15 protein-coding genes and 1 pseudogene are annotated in these 15,711 nt (G+C 71.0%); 9 read left to right on the forward strand and 7 right to left on the reverse strand.

What is annotated here, in order from left to right; genetic code table 11:
• Positions 1 to 97 precede the first annotated feature (97 nt).
• The 3 genes from ACWCP8_RS14680 (at position 98) to ACWCP8_RS14690 (ending at position 5,394) form a co-directional block, all read left to right on the forward strand.
• The gene (locus tag ACWCP8_RS14680) at positions 98 to 1,021 is read left to right on the forward strand and encodes a slipin family protein (RefSeq protein WP_352264473.1); all 924 of its coding nucleotides are present in this window, start codon (positions 98 to 100) and stop codon (positions 1,019 to 1,021) included.
• Positions 1,022 to 1,129: 108 nt separating this feature from the next.
• Positions 1,130 to 4,099: a DEAD/DEAH box helicase gene (locus ACWCP8_RS14685; RefSeq protein ID WP_451116210.1), complete on the forward strand. Its 2,970-nt coding sequence runs from the start codon at positions 1,130 to 1,132 to the stop codon at positions 4,097 to 4,099.
• Positions 4,096 to 5,394, forward strand: coding sequence for an SWIM zinc finger family protein (locus ACWCP8_RS14690; RefSeq protein ID WP_451116212.1), 1,299 nt, complete (start codon positions 4,096 to 4,098; stop codon positions 5,392 to 5,394). Before ACWCP8_RS14685 ends, ACWCP8_RS14690 begins: the two co-directional genes overlap by 4 nt.
• A 49-nt stretch (positions 5,395 to 5,443) precedes the next feature.
• Here the strand turns inward: ACWCP8_RS14690 and ACWCP8_RS14695 are convergent, their stop codons facing one another.
• Both ACWCP8_RS14695 and ACWCP8_RS14700 read right to left on the reverse strand, forming a co-directional pair.
• Positions 5,444 to 5,752, reverse strand: a complete 309-nt coding sequence (locus ACWCP8_RS14695; RefSeq protein WP_451116214.1) for a hypothetical protein — start codon at positions 5,750 to 5,752, stop codon at positions 5,444 to 5,446.
• Between the two features lie 199 nt (positions 5,753 to 5,951).
• A complete protein-coding gene (locus ACWCP8_RS14700) occupies positions 5,952 to 6,368 on the reverse strand; it encodes a DUF3574 domain-containing protein (protein ID WP_451116363.1) in 417 nt (138 codons plus the stop codon).
• 320 nt (positions 6,369 to 6,688) lie between these two features.
• Between ACWCP8_RS14700 and ACWCP8_RS14705 the strand changes: the two genes are divergently transcribed.
• Positions 6,689 to 7,420, forward strand: coding sequence for a DUF7873 family protein (locus tag ACWCP8_RS14705; protein ID WP_451116216.1), 732 nt, complete (start codon positions 6,689 to 6,691; stop codon positions 7,418 to 7,420).
• Between the two features lie 32 nt (positions 7,421 to 7,452).
• A pseudogene (locus tag ACWCP8_RS14710) lies at positions 7,453 to 7,538 on the forward strand.
• A gap of 290 nt (positions 7,539 to 7,828) precedes the next feature.
• Here the strand turns inward: ACWCP8_RS14710 and ACWCP8_RS14715 are convergent.
• Both ACWCP8_RS14715 and ACWCP8_RS14720 read right to left on the reverse strand, forming a co-directional pair.
• On the reverse strand, positions 7,829 to 8,482 hold the full coding sequence (locus ACWCP8_RS14715) for a cysteine peptidase family C39 domain-containing protein (protein WP_352264484.1): 654 nt from the start codon (positions 8,480 to 8,482) through the stop codon (positions 7,829 to 7,831).
• The gene (locus ACWCP8_RS14720) at positions 8,479 to 9,690 is read right to left on the reverse strand and encodes a pyridoxal phosphate-dependent aminotransferase (protein ID WP_352264486.1); all 1,212 of its coding nucleotides are present in this window, start codon (positions 9,688 to 9,690) and stop codon (positions 8,479 to 8,481) included. Before ACWCP8_RS14720 ends, ACWCP8_RS14715 begins: the two co-directional genes overlap by 4 nt.
• A gap of 86 nt (positions 9,691 to 9,776) precedes the next feature.
• Between ACWCP8_RS14720 and ACWCP8_RS14725 the strand changes: the two genes are divergently transcribed.
• The 3 genes from ACWCP8_RS14725 (at position 9,777) to ACWCP8_RS14735 (ending at position 11,847) form a co-directional block, all read left to right on the forward strand.
• On the forward strand, positions 9,777 to 10,445 hold the full coding sequence (locus ACWCP8_RS14725) for a winged helix-turn-helix transcriptional regulator (RefSeq protein ID WP_352264487.1): 669 nt from the start codon (positions 9,777 to 9,779) through the stop codon (positions 10,443 to 10,445).
• Positions 10,446 to 10,556: 111 nt separating this feature from the next.
• On the forward strand, positions 10,557 to 11,072 hold the full coding sequence (locus ACWCP8_RS14730; protein ID WP_352264489.1) for a cupin domain-containing protein: 516 nt from the start codon (positions 10,557 to 10,559) through the stop codon (positions 11,070 to 11,072).
• Positions 11,073 to 11,199: 127 nt separating this feature from the next.
• Positions 11,200 to 11,847, forward strand: coding sequence for a uridine kinase (locus tag ACWCP8_RS14735; RefSeq protein WP_451116219.1), 648 nt, complete (start codon positions 11,200 to 11,202; stop codon positions 11,845 to 11,847).
• Positions 11,848 to 11,877: 30 nt separating this feature from the next.
• Here ACWCP8_RS14735 and ACWCP8_RS14740 read toward each other — a convergent pair whose 3' ends face one another.
• Together ACWCP8_RS14740 and ACWCP8_RS14745 are read right to left on the reverse strand one after the other, a co-directional pair.
• The gene (locus ACWCP8_RS14740; protein WP_451116221.1) at positions 11,878 to 12,774 is read right to left on the reverse strand and encodes a carbohydrate kinase family protein; all 897 of its coding nucleotides are present in this window, start codon (positions 12,772 to 12,774) and stop codon (positions 11,878 to 11,880) included.
• A complete protein-coding gene (locus ACWCP8_RS14745) occupies positions 12,771 to 13,751 on the reverse strand; it encodes a pseudouridine-5'-phosphate glycosidase (protein WP_451116223.1) in 981 nt (326 codons plus the stop codon). Before ACWCP8_RS14745 ends, ACWCP8_RS14740 begins: the two co-directional genes overlap by 4 nt.
• Positions 13,752 to 13,902: 151 nt before the next feature.
• Here ACWCP8_RS14745 and ACWCP8_RS14750 point away from each other — a divergent pair, with 151 nt between their 5' ends.
• Positions 13,903 to 14,265, forward strand: a complete 363-nt coding sequence (locus ACWCP8_RS14750; RefSeq protein WP_352264493.1) for a cupin domain-containing protein — start codon at positions 13,903 to 13,905, stop codon at positions 14,263 to 14,265.
• Positions 14,266 to 14,351: 86 nt separating this feature from the next.
• Here the strand turns inward: ACWCP8_RS14750 and ACWCP8_RS14755 are convergent, their stop codons facing one another.
• Positions 14,352 to 15,644, reverse strand: coding sequence for an MFS transporter (locus tag ACWCP8_RS14755; protein WP_352264495.1), 1,293 nt, complete (start codon positions 15,642 to 15,644; stop codon positions 14,352 to 14,354).
• Positions 15,645 to 15,711 lie beyond the last annotated feature (67 nt).

Below are 15,711 nucleotides of genomic sequence, written 5' to 3' on the forward strand. Positions count from 1 at the left end.
GACCGTGGATCGGACCCATGTTCGCCTGGTGTTCATATGGGGCATAACGTGGTAATAGCGGCAAGAGCCGCATGTGTCCGGCTGGCAGGGGGCCGTCATGGTCCAAGAACTGATGGTCGCCGTAGTGACGGCGGCGTCCGTGGGGGCGGTCTATGTGGCCGCGGCTGCGAAGGTCGTCAAGCAGTACGAACGGGGCGTCGTGCTGAGGCTGGGCAGGCTGCGCAACGATGTGCGCGGACCCGGATTCACCATGGTGCTTCCCGGTATCGAGCGGCTGCACAAGGTCAACATGCAGATCGTGACGATGCCGGTGCCCGCACAGGACGGCATCACGCGGGACAACGTGACGGTGCGGGTGGACGCGGTCATCTACTTCAAGGTGGTCGACGCGGCCAGCGCGGTCGTGGAGGTCGAGGACTACCGGTTCGCGGTGTCGCAGATGGCGCAGACATCCTTGCGCTCGATCATCGGCAAGAGCGACCTGGACGATCTGCTGTCCAACCGGGAGAAGCTGAACCAGGGGCTGGAGCTCATGATCGACAGTCCGGCCGTGGGGTGGGGCGTCCAGATCGACCGGGTGGAGATCAAGGACGTATCGCTGCCGGAGACGATGAAACGCTCCATGGCGCGTCAGGCCGAGGCCGACCGGGAGCGGCGCGCGCGTGTCATCAACGCGGACGCGGAGCTCCAGGCATCGAAGAAGCTGGCCGAGGCGGCGAAGGAGATGTCCTCCCAGCCGGCCGCGCTCCAACTGCGACTGCTGCAGACCGTGGTCGCGGTCGCTGCGGAGAAGAACTCCACGCTGGTGCTGCCATTCCCGGTGGAGCTGCTCCGCTTCCTGGAGCGGGCGCAGCAGCCCGTATCGACGCAGGAGCAAGCGCAGCTCCAGCCACAGCCTCAGCAACAACAGCCCGAGCAACAACCGTCGCAGCAGCCACAGCAGTCGCCGCCTGTGACGCCCGCACCCACCCCCTCCGGGCCCACGCGGGTCACTCGCTCCAAGCCGCTGGCCAGGCACTGACCTGCGCGAATACCGGCGCGAGACCGGTTGTCGGACCCCCCGCCTAGACTCGCAGAGACAGAGAGATCGAGAGGATCGGACGATCAAGGGCGGGACGGGAGGGGAGCGATGACCTCGGCACCACACGTACAGCAACAGACGCAGGACGCGGCAACTGCCCGCCTCCTGCGTTGTGCTGCCGTCTTCCTGCCCGCCCCACTGCCGAGAGAGGGACGCGTCGCCTTCTGGGACCCGGACGGCGGACCGCTACCGGCGATCGGCGGCGCCCACGAACAGACTCCGGCCGAGACCACCGAGATCACGGTGGTACGACGCCACGGACAGCAGGACGACGTCCGCCGCCGGACGGTACCCGCCGTGCTGCTGCCCGTCGCCGATGCCGTGCCCCTGCTGGCTCGCGCCCGGCATCAGCAGTCCGCCCACCCGGCCGCGCGCTGCTGGGGCGCGGCCGCACTCCATGCGCTCAACCTGGTGGCGCGCGGCAGGCTGGTCCCCGGCCTGACGGCCGACGACCACGACGCCTGGCGGGCCGGACCGCGCGACGCCGAGGACATCGCCCATCTGCGGGCGGTCGCCGCCGCCATGCCGCCCGAGGCCTACGCCGTCCCGCTCCCTGACCGCACACCGCTCCGGCTCCCCGACCCCGAGTCGCTGCTCGGCGCCTTCGTCGACGCGGTCGCCGACACCCTGCCCCGGACGCCCGCCGCGGCGTACGCGACGGGTGCCCCCTTCGCGGCCCGCGAGGCCCAGCATCTGCCCCGGGCCCGCGACTGGGCCGTCGAGGTCGCGGCCGGTCTGGACGCGGGGGTACGGGTGTCGCTCCGCCTCGACCTGTCGGCGTACGAGCTCTTCGACACGGCCGACACCTACGGCAACCCCGACGCCGGGGACGCGGCCGACGGAACCGCTGCCGGTACCGACGGGCCCGAGGCCTCCGGTAGCTCCGCGGAGGTCCAGCCGGGCGCCGCCCGGCACGCCGCCGCGGCGATCACGCAGGTGCACAGCCTGGCCGACCCGACGTACGTCATCGACGCCGCCACACTGTGGAACGGCGGCGGAGGAGAGCCGTTCGGCCCCCGGGCCAGGATCGACGCCGTGCTCGCGCTGCGCCGTGCCGCCCGAGTCTGGGCGCCGTTGGAGCGGCTGCTGGACCAGCCGGTCCCCGATGTGCTCGCCCTGACCGAGGACGAGCTGTACGAGCTGCTGAGCGACGCCGGGGCGCGGCTGACGCAGGCCGGGGTGAGCGTCCACTGGCCGCGCGAACTCGTCCGTTCGCTGACCGCCGCCGCAGTGGTCCGGCCCGCACCCGGCTCGGCCACCGACGGCACCTCGTTCTTCGACGCCGAGCAGCTCTTCGCCTTCAACTGGCAGTTGTCCCTCGGCGACGAACAGCTCACCGAGCGGGAGATGGACATCCTCGCGGAGGCCCACCGGCCGGTGGTGCGCCTGCGGGACCAGTGGGTCGTCGTCGACCCCGCGCTCGTACGCAAGGCGCGCAAGCGGGAGCTCGGGCTGCTCGATCCGGTGGACGCCCTCGCCGTCGCGCTGACCGGCAGCGCGGAGGTGGACGGCGAGCAGGTCGAGGCGGTGCCGGCCGGTGCCCTCGCCGAGCTCCGTACCCGCATCCTCGCCGATGACACGGCCGTCGCACCGCCGCCCGGGCTCGACGCCACGCTCCGCGACTACCAACTGCGCGGCCTGGCCTGGCTGGACCGCATGACATCGCTGGGCCTCGGCGGCTGCCTCGCCGACGACATGGGACTCGGCAAGACCATCACCGTCATCGCCCTCCATCTGCACCGCACGCACCCCGCACCCACCCTGGTGATCTGCCCCGCCTCCCTCGTCGGCAACTGGCACCGCGAGATCAACCGCTTCGCCCCCGGTGTCCCCGTGCGCCGCTTCCACGGCACCGGCCGCACGCTCGACGACCCCGACGGCGGCTTCGTCCTCACCACGTACGGCACGATGCGCTCCAGCGCGACCCAACTCGCCGCCCACAGCTGGGGACTTGTCGTGGCCGACGAGGCGCAGCATGTGAAGAACCCGCACTCCTCCACGGCGAAGGCGCTGCGCACCATCCCGGCACCGGCCAGGATCGCGCTCACCGGCACCCCTGTGGAGAACAACCTCTCCGAGCTCTGGGCCCTGCTCGACTGGACCACCCCCGGACTGCTCGGCCCGCTCAAGGCGTTCCGTGCACGGCACGCCCGGATCGTCGAGAACACCGGCACCGCGGCAGGACTCGGTAACGACGACGCGGTCGAGCGTCTTTCCCGGCTGGTCAGGCCGTTCCTCCTGCGCCGAAAGAAGTCCGACCCGGGCATCGCCCCGGAGCTGCCGCCCAAGACGGAGACCGACCACCCGGTCTTCCTCACCCGCGAACAGGCCACGCTCTACGAGGCGGCGGTGCGCGAGACCATGGCGTTCATCGAAGCCTCGGAGGGCATCGCCCGCCGCGGTCTGATCATGAAGCTGCTGGCCTCGCTCAAGCAGATCTGCAACCACCCGGCGCAGTATCTGAAGGAGGAACCGACCCGCCTCATCGGCCGCTCCGGCAAGCTCGCCCTGCTCGACGAGCTGCTCGACACGATCCTCGCCGAGGACGGCTCCGTGCTGATCTTCACCCAGTACGTGACGATGGCCCGGCTCCTCTCCGCGCACCTCGCCTCGCGCGCCGTCCCCTCCCAGCTGCTGCACGGCGGTACACCGGTGGCCGAGCGGGAACGGATGGTGGACCGCTTCCAGTCCGGCGAGGTACCCGTCTTCCTGCTCTCCCTCAAGGCGGCCGGCACCGGGCTGAACCTCACCCGCGCCGCCCACGTCATCCACTACGACCGCTGGTGGAACCCGGCCGTCGAGGAACAGGCCACGGACCGTGCGTACCGCATCGGGCAGACACAGCCCGTCCAGGTGCACCGGCTGATCGCGGAAGGCACCGTCGAGGACCGGATCGGCGAGATGCTGGCGGCCAAGCAGGCCCTGGCCGACGCGGTCCTCGGCACCGGAGAGACCGCGCTGACCGAACTCAGCGACCGCGACCTCGCCGATCTCGTCGCGCTCCGGAGGCCGTCATGAGCCCCCGCTCCCAGCCCTCGTCCCCGTCGTACGTCAGGGCCCGCCCCGGCCCCGACGATCTGCGGCGCACCTTCGAGGCGGTTCCGCCCCGCACGTCCCACGGCGACGAACCGTTCGCGGACACCTGGTGGGGGCGGTCCTGGGTGGCGGCGCTGGAGTCCCTGCCGATGGACGAGGGCCGGCTCGCCCGCGGCCGTGCCTACGCGGACACCGGCCATGTCGCCGCGATCACCGTCACCCCCGGCCGCGTCGTCGCCTACGTCCAGGGCAGCCGCCCCCGTCCGTACCGCGCCGAGCTGCGGCTGCGCCCCCTCACCGACACCGGCTGGGACACCTTCCTCGACGCCGTCGCCGCCCGGCCCGATCATCTCACCGCGCTGCTCGCCAAGGAGATGCCGCACACCCTCGTCGACACGGCGGCCGAGGCGGGCACCGGACTGCTGCCCGCCGCGAACGACCTCGACCCGAGCTGCTCCTGTCCCGACCACGGCTGGCCGTGCAAGCACGTCGCCGCCCTCTGCTACCAGATGGCCCGCCTGCTGGACACCGACCCGTTCGTCCTCCTGCTGCTGCGCGGCCGCGGTGAGCGCGAACTCGTCGAGGAGCTGGGCCGGCGCAGCGCGGCGCACGGTGCCCGGGAACGCCCCACGGCCCCCACCACCCCCTCCGTACCGGCGCGCGAAGCCCTGGCCGACCGCTTCCTCCCGCCGCTGCCCGCCCCGCTCCCGGTACCGTCGCAACCCGGCCAGCCACCCTCGTACCCGCCGCTGCCCGGCGCCCGCGACCCGCTCTCCCTCGACCATCTGGCCACGGACGCGGCCGCCCGCGCGCATGCCCTCCTCACCACCGGCCAGGACCCCCTCTCCGGGCTCACGCCCTGGCAGGACGCCGTCCGGCTGGCTGCGGCCCGCCCCACCGCCGGACTCACCGCCACCACCCGCGCCCTCTACCGGGAACTGGCTTTCGCCACCGGCCGTACCACCACCGACCTGGCCCGCGCCGTCGCCGCCTGGCGCCAGGGAGGCGCCGCGGGCCTGGAGGTCCTGGAAACGCCCTGGGACCCCCCGGCCGGCCCCTTCGACCGGGCCCGCCCCGCCCTCGCGGTCGCCGACTTCCCCCGCTTCCAGCCCTGGCGCAACCACCTCACGCACCCCGGCGGCACAATTCAGCTCCGCTTCGGCCACGACGGCCGCTGGTACGGCTATGAATCGGACCGGGGCAAGGACGACTGGTGGCCCCGTGCCATGCCGGACGTGGACCCGGTGGGCACCCTCACGGCGCTGCTCGACCGCTGACCACCGGCCTACCCCGGCCCCACCTCATAGCGGTCCTCGACTCCGGCTGTCAGCTCCGCAGATAGACGAAGAGCGCGATCAGAATCACCGTGACGATCGGGAGAACGATCAGCCGCCCCTTTCGGAACGACTCGTTCTCGTGGTGGGCCAGGCCGAGGTCGGCGCCGTGCGCCGACGCCAGATGCTCCCCGGCCATGTCGGTGATCCTTTCCATGGTGAGGAGCGACGGCGACCAGTCACAGTGCGCACAGACAACGAAGTCGCGGTACGGGTTGTACTGGAAATTCCGCTCGATATTGACCGTGAAGACCTGACCGTCCGCCCGTGCAGCAGTGAAGTGGCGTATCGGCGTACCCATGTGATTGCTCCCTGCTTCACATATCCCGCGCATCCGGAATCCTGGCCGCGGCACAGTATCGGATCGGACATGGAGCACCTGGGAGTGGTCCGGCATGACGGGTGAACTGGTTCTCCGGTGCGGTGGTCTGGGGGCTGGTCGTCGCCTGAAAGCAGCCGGCGTGCAGGTCGGCTGCGGCCGGGGGGCGACTCGGGTGTCGTCAGAAGTCGGCGGTCGTGCGCTCTTCCAGCCGGGCCACCGAGTCCTGGGCGTAGGCGTTCTCGTACGCGTTGCGGATCCGCTCGATCTGCTGGTCGCGCAGCCGTGCCTCGGTCGCCGGGTAGAGCAGGATCAGTTCGTAACTGCGCTCCCGCTCGATCACCCCGTGGGAGTCCCGCCACTGACCGCGGCCGTCCTGGATGGTCAGGCCCCTCGGGAAGCGCGGGGTGACTTCCTCGTCGACGAAGACCAGGAACTGCCGGTCGGTCACATCCGGCCCGCCGTCCGGGCGTTCCGTACCGAAGAACAGCCGGGTCTCGATATAGGCCTTGCCGCGGGCGGCGACACCCGATGCAGCGGACTTCGAGGCGGTGGGCGATCCATTGCCCAGTGTGGCGTAGGCGACGGGTGTGCCCATGGCCAGTACGGCGAGGGCGGTGGCCGCCGCGGTCAGCGCACTGTGTTGCTTCAAGCCGCGCCGACTGTCACCGGCGTCGGTGCTCTCGTTGCTCTGGTGGCCGGCCGAGTGGGGGAGGAGCGGCAACGGAGGGGCCTTTCGGAGGGGGCGGGCGCGGACTGCGCGCGGCTCACTGTGGCAAGCGGCCCCCGCCGGAGAACGGCAGGACATGGGCATCGGGTGGAAACCACCCGTACCGGTGAAGGCAGCTGCGCGGGAGGCGGAGTACGGCCGCAAAAACCCTTCGTACGGGGCGGATTGCCGGTGCTGACTTCCTCGACGTGGCGAAACTCAATCAGATCATCGCAGTGGAGAAAGGCGTCAAGTCCAAGGCTCACCAGGACCTGACGGCGGCGCATCACGGCCTCCAGAAGGTCGGGCTGCTGGCCGGGATCTCCCGGACCTATCAGCCGAAGGACGAAGAGGGTGAGCAGCTTCCGCCGGAGTCGACACTGGTGCAGATCAAGGCCGAGGACGTGCTGCGGGACACCGCGGCGACGCTGACCCGGCTCTTCGATGTGACCGCCACGAAGGACTGGGCGAACTGTGCGGCCCGCGCGGATGTGAAGGTCGACGGCCGGGTGCTCGTCGCCGATGTGCCGGTGTCGTATCTGCTCTTCCTGGAGAAGCAACTGACGGACATCAACACGTTTGTGCGCAAGCTGCCGGTGCTCGACGCCGCCGAGGCGTGGACGCAGGACCCGTCGACGGACTCCTGGAAGACCGAGCCGGTCCGGACGCTCCGTACGAAGAAGGTGCCCCGCAACCATGTGAAGGCGGAGGCCACCGAGAAGCACCCGGCGCAGGGCGAGGTGTACTACGAGGACGTTCCGATCGGTTACTGGACGACCGTGAAGTTCTCCGGGGCTCTTCCGGCGCGGCGCATCAATGAACTCCTGGACCGGGTGGAGAAGCTCCAGCAGGCCGTGAAGTTCGCCCGCGAGGAGGCCAACGGCGTGGAGGTCACCGACCAGCGGGTGGGTGATGCGGTATTCGGTTACCTCTTCGGGTAGCCGACCATGGATTCCCCGGCCGCATTGTCACGGCCGGGGTGCGCGAGGAGCGCAAGCTGAAACTGAAGCTTGTCGTGACGACGCGGTTCCGGTGGAGGTTCGAGTCCTCCCCCCGGCATTCGGGCCGCACCGATTCGGTCGGTGCGACCGCACGGGCCGGGGTGGCCCAAATGGCAGAGGCAGACCGCGATCAATCTCAGACTCTTGCTCCAGACTCAGCATTCGCCGCCGATCGCCGGATCAAACGGGCTCGGGCCCATGCGCGTCGAGATGTTGGTTCGACTCCAACCCGCGGAGCTTCGATCTGCGGTCGTCTAAAGGAAGGACGCGGCGACATTACGACTGACCCGGGCTCTTAAAAGTGCCGGCGTGCCGAATGGGCGGCATCACTCAGGGCCCGGGGGCCGGCTACGCCCCCGGGCCCGCTCCCGTTTCCGGCCCCTGATGCGCGTCGCCGGCGAGCGATACCCCGCGCCCGGCGAAGAATCGCTCGAAGTCCGTCAGGGGCAGTTCCGCGGCCCGAGTCGTGGCCGTCGTGCCCGACGGGTTGTGGAAGTGCACGCCGCCGCCGTCAGGCGTACGGGACGTCACCAGCACCAGATGACCGCCCCGGCCCGGAGCGGGTCGCTCCGGATACCGGATCCCGTAGTGCACCGACGCCATCACCGTCCGCCTCTCGTCCAGCAGGGCCACGATCTCGTCCGTCGACAGGTGGCGGTGGACGGTGGCTTCGAGGCCGTGCACCTCCCGCGCGTACTCCGCGAAGGGCGCGTAGACCAGGCCCCGGATCGCCCCCTGCGCATCCTCCGTGTACGCGCCGTACTTGAGCGCCCCGTCACGCAGGGCGAACAGCGGCGGGGCGCCGGCACCGAGCGCCATGCGCAGACAGGTCACACCGCACAGGTGACCTGCCCAGCGCGCGTACTCGGCGGGTGAGCCCGCCCCGGAGTCCGCCCAGCCCGGGTCGTCGGCCGGATCGAGTCCGCCCTCGACGATCGGGCCGACGAGCCCGGGCGAGGCGAACTGCGTATGGACGGGCAGCCGGCAGGCGGGGCAGGTCACTGACGATATCCGTTCAGGAAGCGGCCGATGCGGCTGATCGCCGCGTCGAGATCGTCAGCGTACGGGAGGGTCAGGATCCGGAAGTGGTCGGGACGCGGCCAGTTGAAACCGGTGCCCTGCACCACCTGGATCTTCTCGCGCAGCAGCAGATCGAGGACGAACTTCTCGTCGTCGACGATGTTGTGCACCTTCGGATCGATGCGCGGGAACGCGTACAGCGCCCCCTTCGGCTTCACGCACGACACCCCTGGGATCTCGTTCAGCTTCTCCCAGGCCCGGTTGCGCTGCTCGTACAGCCTGCCGCCCGGTGCCACCAGCTCACGGATGGACTGCCGGCCGCCGAGCGCGGCCTGAATGGCGTACTGGGCGGGCGCGTTCGGGCACAGCCGCATGGAGGCGAGCATGGTCAGGCCCTCCAGATAGTTGGCGGCGTGCTGCTGCGGCCCCGACACCACCATCCAGCCGGAGCGGAACCCTGCCACCCGGTACGTCTTGGACAGACCGCTGAAGGTGAGGCAGACCAGGTCGGGGGCGAGGACCGCCACACTGTGGTGCTCGGCGTCGTCGTACAGGATCTGGTCGTAGATCTCGTCGGCGAGGACCAACAGACCGTGCCGGCGGGCCAGGTCGAGGATGCCTTCGAGGATCTCGCGCGGGTAGACGGCGCCGGTCGGGTTGTTCGGGTTGATGATCACGACGGCCTTGGTGCGGTCGGTGATCTTCGACGCCATGTCGGCGAGGTCCGGGTTCCAGTCCGACGCCTCGTCGCAGGTGTAGTGCACGGCCTTGCCGCCCGCCAGAGTGACCACCGCGGTCCACAGCGGATAGTCGGGCGACGGGATCAGCACCTCGTCGCCGTCCTCCAGCAGTGCCTGTACGGACATGGAGATCAGCTCGGACACCCCGTTGCCGAGGAAGATGTCGTCCACCCCGACATCGGTCAGGCCGATCGCTTGATAGCGCTGCGCCACCGCGCGGCGGGCGGAGAGAATGCCGCGCGAATCGCTGTAGCCGTGAGCCTGCGGGAGCATCCGGATCATGTCCTGGACGATCTCCTCCGGCGCCTCGAAACCGAAGAGCGCGGGGTTGCCCGTGTTGAGGCGGAGCACGCTGTGGCCCGCCTCCTCCAGGGCGTTGGCGTGCTCGATGACCGGGCCCCGGATCTCGTAACAGACCTCGTTGAGTTTGCTGGACTGCCGGAATTCCATGCGGTGGCCTCCCCTACCTGATTGCGATACTTGGTTTTACCAAGTTCGGGCTTGGAAAGTCCAACAACATGTCTAGACTGCGTCGCATGCCACGTCAGCAGCAGCCGCCCGCACGCTCAGCGCGCCGCCGAAGTTACGACCAGTTCTGCGCCACCGCCCGGGCCCTCGACTCCGTCGGAGACCGGTGGACCCTGCTGATAGTCCGTGAACTGCTGGCCGGACCACGCCGCTACACCGATCTGCACGCCGATCTTCCCGGCGTCAGCACCGACGTCCTCGCCTCCCGCCTCAAGGACATGGAACAGAGCGGCCTGGCCACCCGTCGGCGGCTGCCCCCGCCCGCTGCCGCCTCGGTGTACCAACTGACCGAGCGAGGTCACGCGTTGCTGCCTGTCCTTGCCGCGCTCGCCGAGTGGGGCGCGCCCGCGATCGGCGAACGGCGGCCGACGGATGCGGTGCGGGCCCACTGGTTCGCGCTTCCGCTGTTGCGGGTGCTGGACGGGCTGGCTCACGAAGGAGTCGTCGAAGTCCACCTCGACGAGGGGGAGTTCCACGTACAGTTGGGTGGACCGGCCGGCGGTGAGGGGGTGTACGGGGACGGGCCCGCCGCTCACGCCGACGCCCGGATCACGCTCGACGTCGAGCTCTGTCTCGCGCTCGGGCGGGGCGAGTGCACGCTCGCCGAGGCCGTGAAGGACGGACGGATCGAGGTCGTGGGCGAGGGGCCGCTGGCCGGAGAGCTTCGGGGCGAATGACCATCACGTGACTGTCGTGCGACCGTCGTGTCCGGATGATTCCGCGTGTCAACTCCCCGGTAACGTGGGGGCATTTGGGATGTCCTTGACGTCGAGGCGGAGAGGGTTCGCATGAGGATCGGCAGACAGCAGGAACGGCGGGAACGGCAGGACCAGTACGGGCAGCAGGTGCGATTCGGCAAGGCCTTGGTCAGCGGTGGCTGTGTGGCCGCGCTCGGCTTCGGACCCCCGGCGGCCATGGCCGCGCCCGGCAGCGGAGTGAGCGGCACGGTGGTCGCGAAGGGCACGTCGACCGGGAAGCTGAAGGTCAAGACGCCGAAAGGCCGGACGGATGTGACCTTCCGGACGATCACCGTGGAGCCCGGCGGCTCCACCGGCTGGCACACCCACAGTGGTCAGGTGATCGCCGTCGTCCAGTCGGGGACGCTGACCCGCATACTGGACGACTGCTCGGTCGAGGTGATGGCCGCGGGCACGTCGTTCATCGAGCCGTCCGGCGCCCACCGCCCCCACATCGGACGTAACCTGGGCACCGAGCCGGTCGTGCTCTGGGTGACCTATCTGCTGCCCGAGGGCAGTGCGCTCTCCGACGACGCCGATGCGGTGGACTGCGGCGCGAAGAAGTGACCTGGCGCGAGACGATCGCCCACCGCCGCCGGCTTTCGGTCGGCGAGCGTCTCTCCGTACGCCTCCGGAACCGGGGATGCCGCGCGCTCGGCGCCGACGCACGGGTGCCGGGAGCGATGATGGACAGGTGCGACTAGAACCGATCACCTGGGAACGGCTGGCCGAAGCGGTGGCCGCGCACGCCGACGGGCTGAGGCCGGCCGACGGCGGGCCGTGGCTCAAGGTCGCCGTCGACGGCGCTCCGGCCGCCCGCACCGGGGAGCTGGCGGAGCGTGTCGCCGAGGCGCTGCGGATTCGTGGTCGTGCGGTGTTCGTCGTGTCCACTGAGGGGTTCCTGCGCCCGGCGAGTCTGCGGTACGAGTACGGCAAGGAGGACCCCGACTCGTACTTCGACAGCTGGTTCGACACGGGTGCGCTCTGGCGCGAGGTCTTCGGGCCGCTGGAGGCGGGCGGCAGCGGGCGCGTGCTGCCCGATCTCTGGGACCCGGCGACGGACCGGGCCACCCGCAGCCCGTACCAGCAGCTCCCGGAAGGCGGTGTGCTGGTGGTGCATGGGCCGTTGCTGCTCGGGCACTGGTTCCCGTTCGACGCGAGCGTCCACCTGCGGCTCTCGCCGGGCGCGTTGCGGCGGCGTACCGAGGAGGGCGAGCGGTGGACTCTGCCCGCCTTCGCGCGGTACGAGGACGAGGTGGCGCCCGCCGGGCGTGCGGACACGGTCGTCCGGGCCGACGATCCGCTCCACCCGGCCTGGACCGGTCTGTTCCGGGAGAGTTAGAGGCTGTCCTGCCGGGAAGAGGCTTCGACGTCACGTACCGGGGCGGCCGCCGACCGTTGTGACCGCTTCGGCCCCCGACCGGCAGCCCGCCGCCGCGGCCGTGGCATCGTCCGCCCCGGCCAGTCGCGCCGCAAGGAACCCTCCGGTGAAGGCATCGCCCGCCCCCGTCGAGTCCACCGCTCCTCGCACCGGGACGGCAGGAACGCGCCCGGTCACCCTCCCTCCGGTGGCCAGCAGGGCCCCCTCCTTGCCCAGGGTGACGACGACCTTCGGAACCAGAAGGCTCAACTTGGCCGCGGCGTCGGCTGTTTCGGGGAGGCCGGTGAGCAGCCTGGCTTCGTCCGCATTCGGCAGCAGCAGCTCCGTCCCCTCCACGGCCGTCAGGAACGGGCCGACGCCGAGCTCGGCGAGGAAGCCCACGGAGGCGGGGTCCACACTCGCCGGGATGGAACGCCGCCCGGCCTCCCGCAGGGCGAGCAGGGCCGTCGCGCGACTCGTGGCGGCGAAGAGGAGGTAGCCGGAGACATGGAGATGCGCGATGCCGTCGAGCATCGAAGGCGACCAGTTGTCGGGGGACAGACGCAGCACGGCGCCGCTGTCGGTGAGGAAGGTGCGCTCGGCGGCGGAGTCGACGAGCGCGACGACGGTGGCGGTCGGTGCCTCGTCGTCCACGGCCAGCAGCGGACGTACCCCCGCCCGGCGCAGCACATCTTCGTGCCAGGCCGCGGAGTCGGCGCCCACCCGTGCCAGCAGCCGTACGTCCCGGCAGCCCGAACGCACCGCCCAGCAGGCGACATTGGCACCGGCCCCGCCCGGCAGCGTGCTGATCCGGGCCACTGTGTCCGTGCCGTGCACGAGAGGTCCCCCGTGCCGCGCCACCACATCCGTGACCACGTCCCCGACGACGAGAAGACCGCCGCCGGTCATCGGGCGGCCGCCGCCTTCGGCCCGGCTGTTCCGTGTTCCGCGGCGGACCGGGCAACCGCGATTCGCGCAGCAAGGGACACGTTTCCGCGCACGGCTGCCAGGTTGGCCTCCAGTGAGGCCCCTCCGGTGTGCTGCATCAGGTGGTCCAGCAGGAACGGCGTGACGGCCTGCCCCACGATGCCGCGCTCCCGGCAGGCGTCCAGCGCCTGGGCCAGCACCCGGTCGTGCAGGGCGGGATTCAGCTGGTCCTTCCGCGACACGGGGTTGGCGACGATCAGCGCCGCGGCGGGGCCGCCCAGGGTCTCCCTGGCCCGCATCACCTCCACGACCTCCTCGGGCGTACGCACCGTCCAGTCGACGGGCTCGCCCGAACTGCTCAGATAGAAGCCGGGGAAGTGCTTCGTGCCGTAGCCGAGCACCCCGACCCCGAGGGTCTCCAGGCGCTGCAGTGTGGCCGGGACGTCCAGGATCGACTTCACGCCGGCGCACACCACCGTGATGTCGGTGCGGGCGAGCAGCCGGAGATCCGCGGACTCGTCCTGGGTCGCGGTCCAGTCCCGGTGTACGCCGCCGAGACCGCCGGTGGCGAAGACGCGCAGGCCCGCGCGGGCCGCGAGGAACGCGGTCGCGGACACGGTCGTCGCCCCGCTCGCACCGGCCGCCAGTGCCGGTGCGAGGTCGCGGTGCCCGAGCTTCCGCATGGCCGGATCCTCGGCGACCCTTTCCAACTGGTCCTTGTCCATGCCGATATGGGCTCGTCCGTCCAGTACGGCGATGGTCGCGGGGGTGGCGCCCGCGGATCGTACGAGCTCCTCCAGCTCTTCCGCGACCTGCCGATTCCGGGGGCGCGGCAGGCCGTGCGCGATGATCGTCGACTCCAGGGCCACGACGGGGCGGTGCGCGGCGAGGGCTTCCTGTACCTCGGCGGAGGGGACCGGTTCGTACGGGTGGGCGCTGTCCGGCGCATTCAGTGACATGTCCACATCCCTGTCGCGGTCGGGCTCCCCTCAAACGTGACCCGGGACCCGAACGGCCGCCGGACCGTGCGGCACCAGCCGGACGAGTCCGGCTCCCTCCGGTCGGTCCTGCTCGCGAGACGTTCTGCGGCGGTCGCTAGGGTGACCGGCCATGACCACATTTGATCAAGCGCCCGCCTCCTTCGCCGTGCACATCCCCGACGCCGAGCTCGAACCGGAGCCGCTCGACCCCGAGCAGATCGTCTCGGGCGAGCCCGTTGTGACCGGCAAGGTGCTGTGGGAGTCCGCCGACGGCAAGCAGGTGCGGGGCATCTGGCAGATCACACCGGGCGTGGTCACCGACACCGAGGCCGACGAACTGTTCGTGGTCGTCAGCGGGCGCGCGACCGTCGCGGTCGAGGGCGGCGCGACGCTGCAGATCGGCCCCGGTGACGCCTGCGTGCTGCGCGAGGGCGACCGTACGACCTGGACCGTGCACGAGACGCTGCGCAAGGCGTACCACATCAGCCTCTGAAGCCCCGGGGCTTGTCCCCGGCCCGGGCTTGGGCCGCCGCCTTGCGGACCTCGTCCCGCGATGTCCGTCCTGCGGATCCCGTCCGGTCAGGCGGCGGCGGGCCGGGTCAGCGCGCGGCGCAGCGCCAGTGCCGCCATCGGCAGCAACAGGCACGCGCCGACCGCGTTCAGCCAGCCGTAGCTCGCCTGGGAGACGATCACCCCGGCGACCGCACCGCCGATGCCCGCCGCCGTGTTCATGGTCAGGTCCGACAGGCCCTGCACGGCGGCGCGGGCGGGCTGCGGTACGGAGTCGGTGAGGAGCGCCGAACCGGCTACCAGCCCCGCCGACCAGCCGAGACCGAGCACGAACAGGCCGGCGGCCGTCCGGCCGTGGCTGGGGCCCGCGGTGCCGGCCAGCAGCGCGGCGCACGACAGCAGCCCGGCCGCCAGTCCGATCACGGCGAGCCGTCCGAACCTGTCGGAGAGCCAGCCCATCACCGGCGAGAACGCGTACATGCCCGCGATATGACCGCTGATGACCAGGCCGATCAGCTCGAGGTCCGCGCCGTGGTGGCCCAGGTGGACCGGGGTCATCACCATGATCGAGACCATCGCGGTGTGCGACACGGCCACCGTCAGCAGCGCCAGCCGGGCCATCGGCGAGGCCCGCACCGCCGCCAGGCCCGCACGCAGCGAACGGCCGCCCGCGGACCGGTCGTCCTGCGGCGCCAGCGCACGCGCGGTGAGCAGAGGATCGGGCCGCAGCAGCACCCCGACCACCATGGCGGCGAGCAGGAAGATGGCCGCCGCCATGAGGAACGGGCCGGCCGTCTCGGATATGGATGTGCCACGGAAGACATGGCCCGCCGGAGCCGCGATGTTGGGACCGAGGACCGAACCGATCGTGGTGGCCCAGATGACGGTGGAGATCGCCCGTCCTCGGCGATCCGGCTCGGCCAGATCGGCGGCGGCGAAGCGGGCCTGCAGATTGGCCGACGAACCGGCACCGAACCCGGCCATGCCGAGCAGCAGCAACGGGAAACTGCCCACGACGGTGGCCAGGACCACCAGGGCCGCGCCGAGCGCACCGATCAGATAGGCCAGTACGAGGCCGGGGCGCCGGCCCCGCGAGGTCATCAGGGCGGCCAGCGGCAGCGACAGCAGCGCCGTACCGGTCACCGACGCCGTCGGGGCGAGACCGGACAGCGCCTCCGAGCCGCTCACCTCCGTCGCCAGTACAGGGGCCAGGGCGATACCGATGGGCACGCCGAGCCCACCGAGTATCTGGCTGGCGATGAGCACCGCCGATGTTCTGCGCCGCAGGGCGGGGAGTTCCGCCGCGGTGACGGGACAGCCGGGCTCGGCGGGGGTGTCAGATGTGTCGAGGGCGTTGGTCACCGACAGAGTGTGCCAGCTCGCACGCAGGTGCGAAAACGGGTCCGGGGAGGGCGGCCGTGGCGAGCGG

The sequence above is a fragment of the Streptomyces sp. NPDC002206 genome (genome assembly GCF_053593595.1).

Excerpts from the sequence above, each read along its gene's own strand:
- ACWCP8_RS14680 (WP_352264473.1), top strand. The coding sequence starts at position 98 with ATGGTCCAAGAACTGATGGTCGCCGTAGTGACGGCGGCGTCCGTGGGG.
- ACWCP8_RS14685 (WP_451116210.1), top strand. The coding sequence starts at position 1,130 with ATGACCTCGGCACCACACGTACAGCAACAGACGCAGGACGCGGCAACT.
- ACWCP8_RS14690 (WP_451116212.1), top strand. The coding sequence starts at position 4,096 with ATGAGCCCCCGCTCCCAGCCCTCGTCCCCGTCGTACGTCAGGGCCCGC.
- ACWCP8_RS14695 (WP_451116214.1), bottom strand. The coding sequence starts at position 5,752 with ATGGGTACGCCGATACGCCACTTCACTGCTGCACGGGCGGACGGTCAG.
- ACWCP8_RS14700 (WP_451116363.1), bottom strand. The coding sequence starts at position 6,368 with ATGGGCACACCCGTCGCCTACGCCACACTGGGCAATGGATCGCCCACC.
- ACWCP8_RS14720 (WP_352264486.1), bottom strand. The coding sequence starts at position 9,690 with ATGGAATTCCGGCAGTCCAGCAAACTCAACGAGGTCTGTTACGAGATC.
- ACWCP8_RS14725 (WP_352264487.1), top strand. The coding sequence starts at position 9,777 with ATGCCACGTCAGCAGCAGCCGCCCGCACGCTCAGCGCGCCGCCGAAGT.
- ACWCP8_RS14730 (WP_352264489.1), top strand. The coding sequence starts at position 10,557 with ATGAGGATCGGCAGACAGCAGGAACGGCGGGAACGGCAGGACCAGTAC.
- ACWCP8_RS14740 (WP_451116221.1), bottom strand. The coding sequence starts at position 12,774 with ATGACCGGCGGCGGTCTTCTCGTCGTCGGGGACGTGGTCACGGATGTG.
- ACWCP8_RS14745 (WP_451116223.1), bottom strand. The coding sequence starts at position 13,751 with ATGTCACTGAATGCGCCGGACAGCGCCCACCCGTACGAACCGGTCCCC.
- ACWCP8_RS14750 (WP_352264493.1), top strand. The coding sequence starts at position 13,903 with ATGACCACATTTGATCAAGCGCCCGCCTCCTTCGCCGTGCACATCCCC.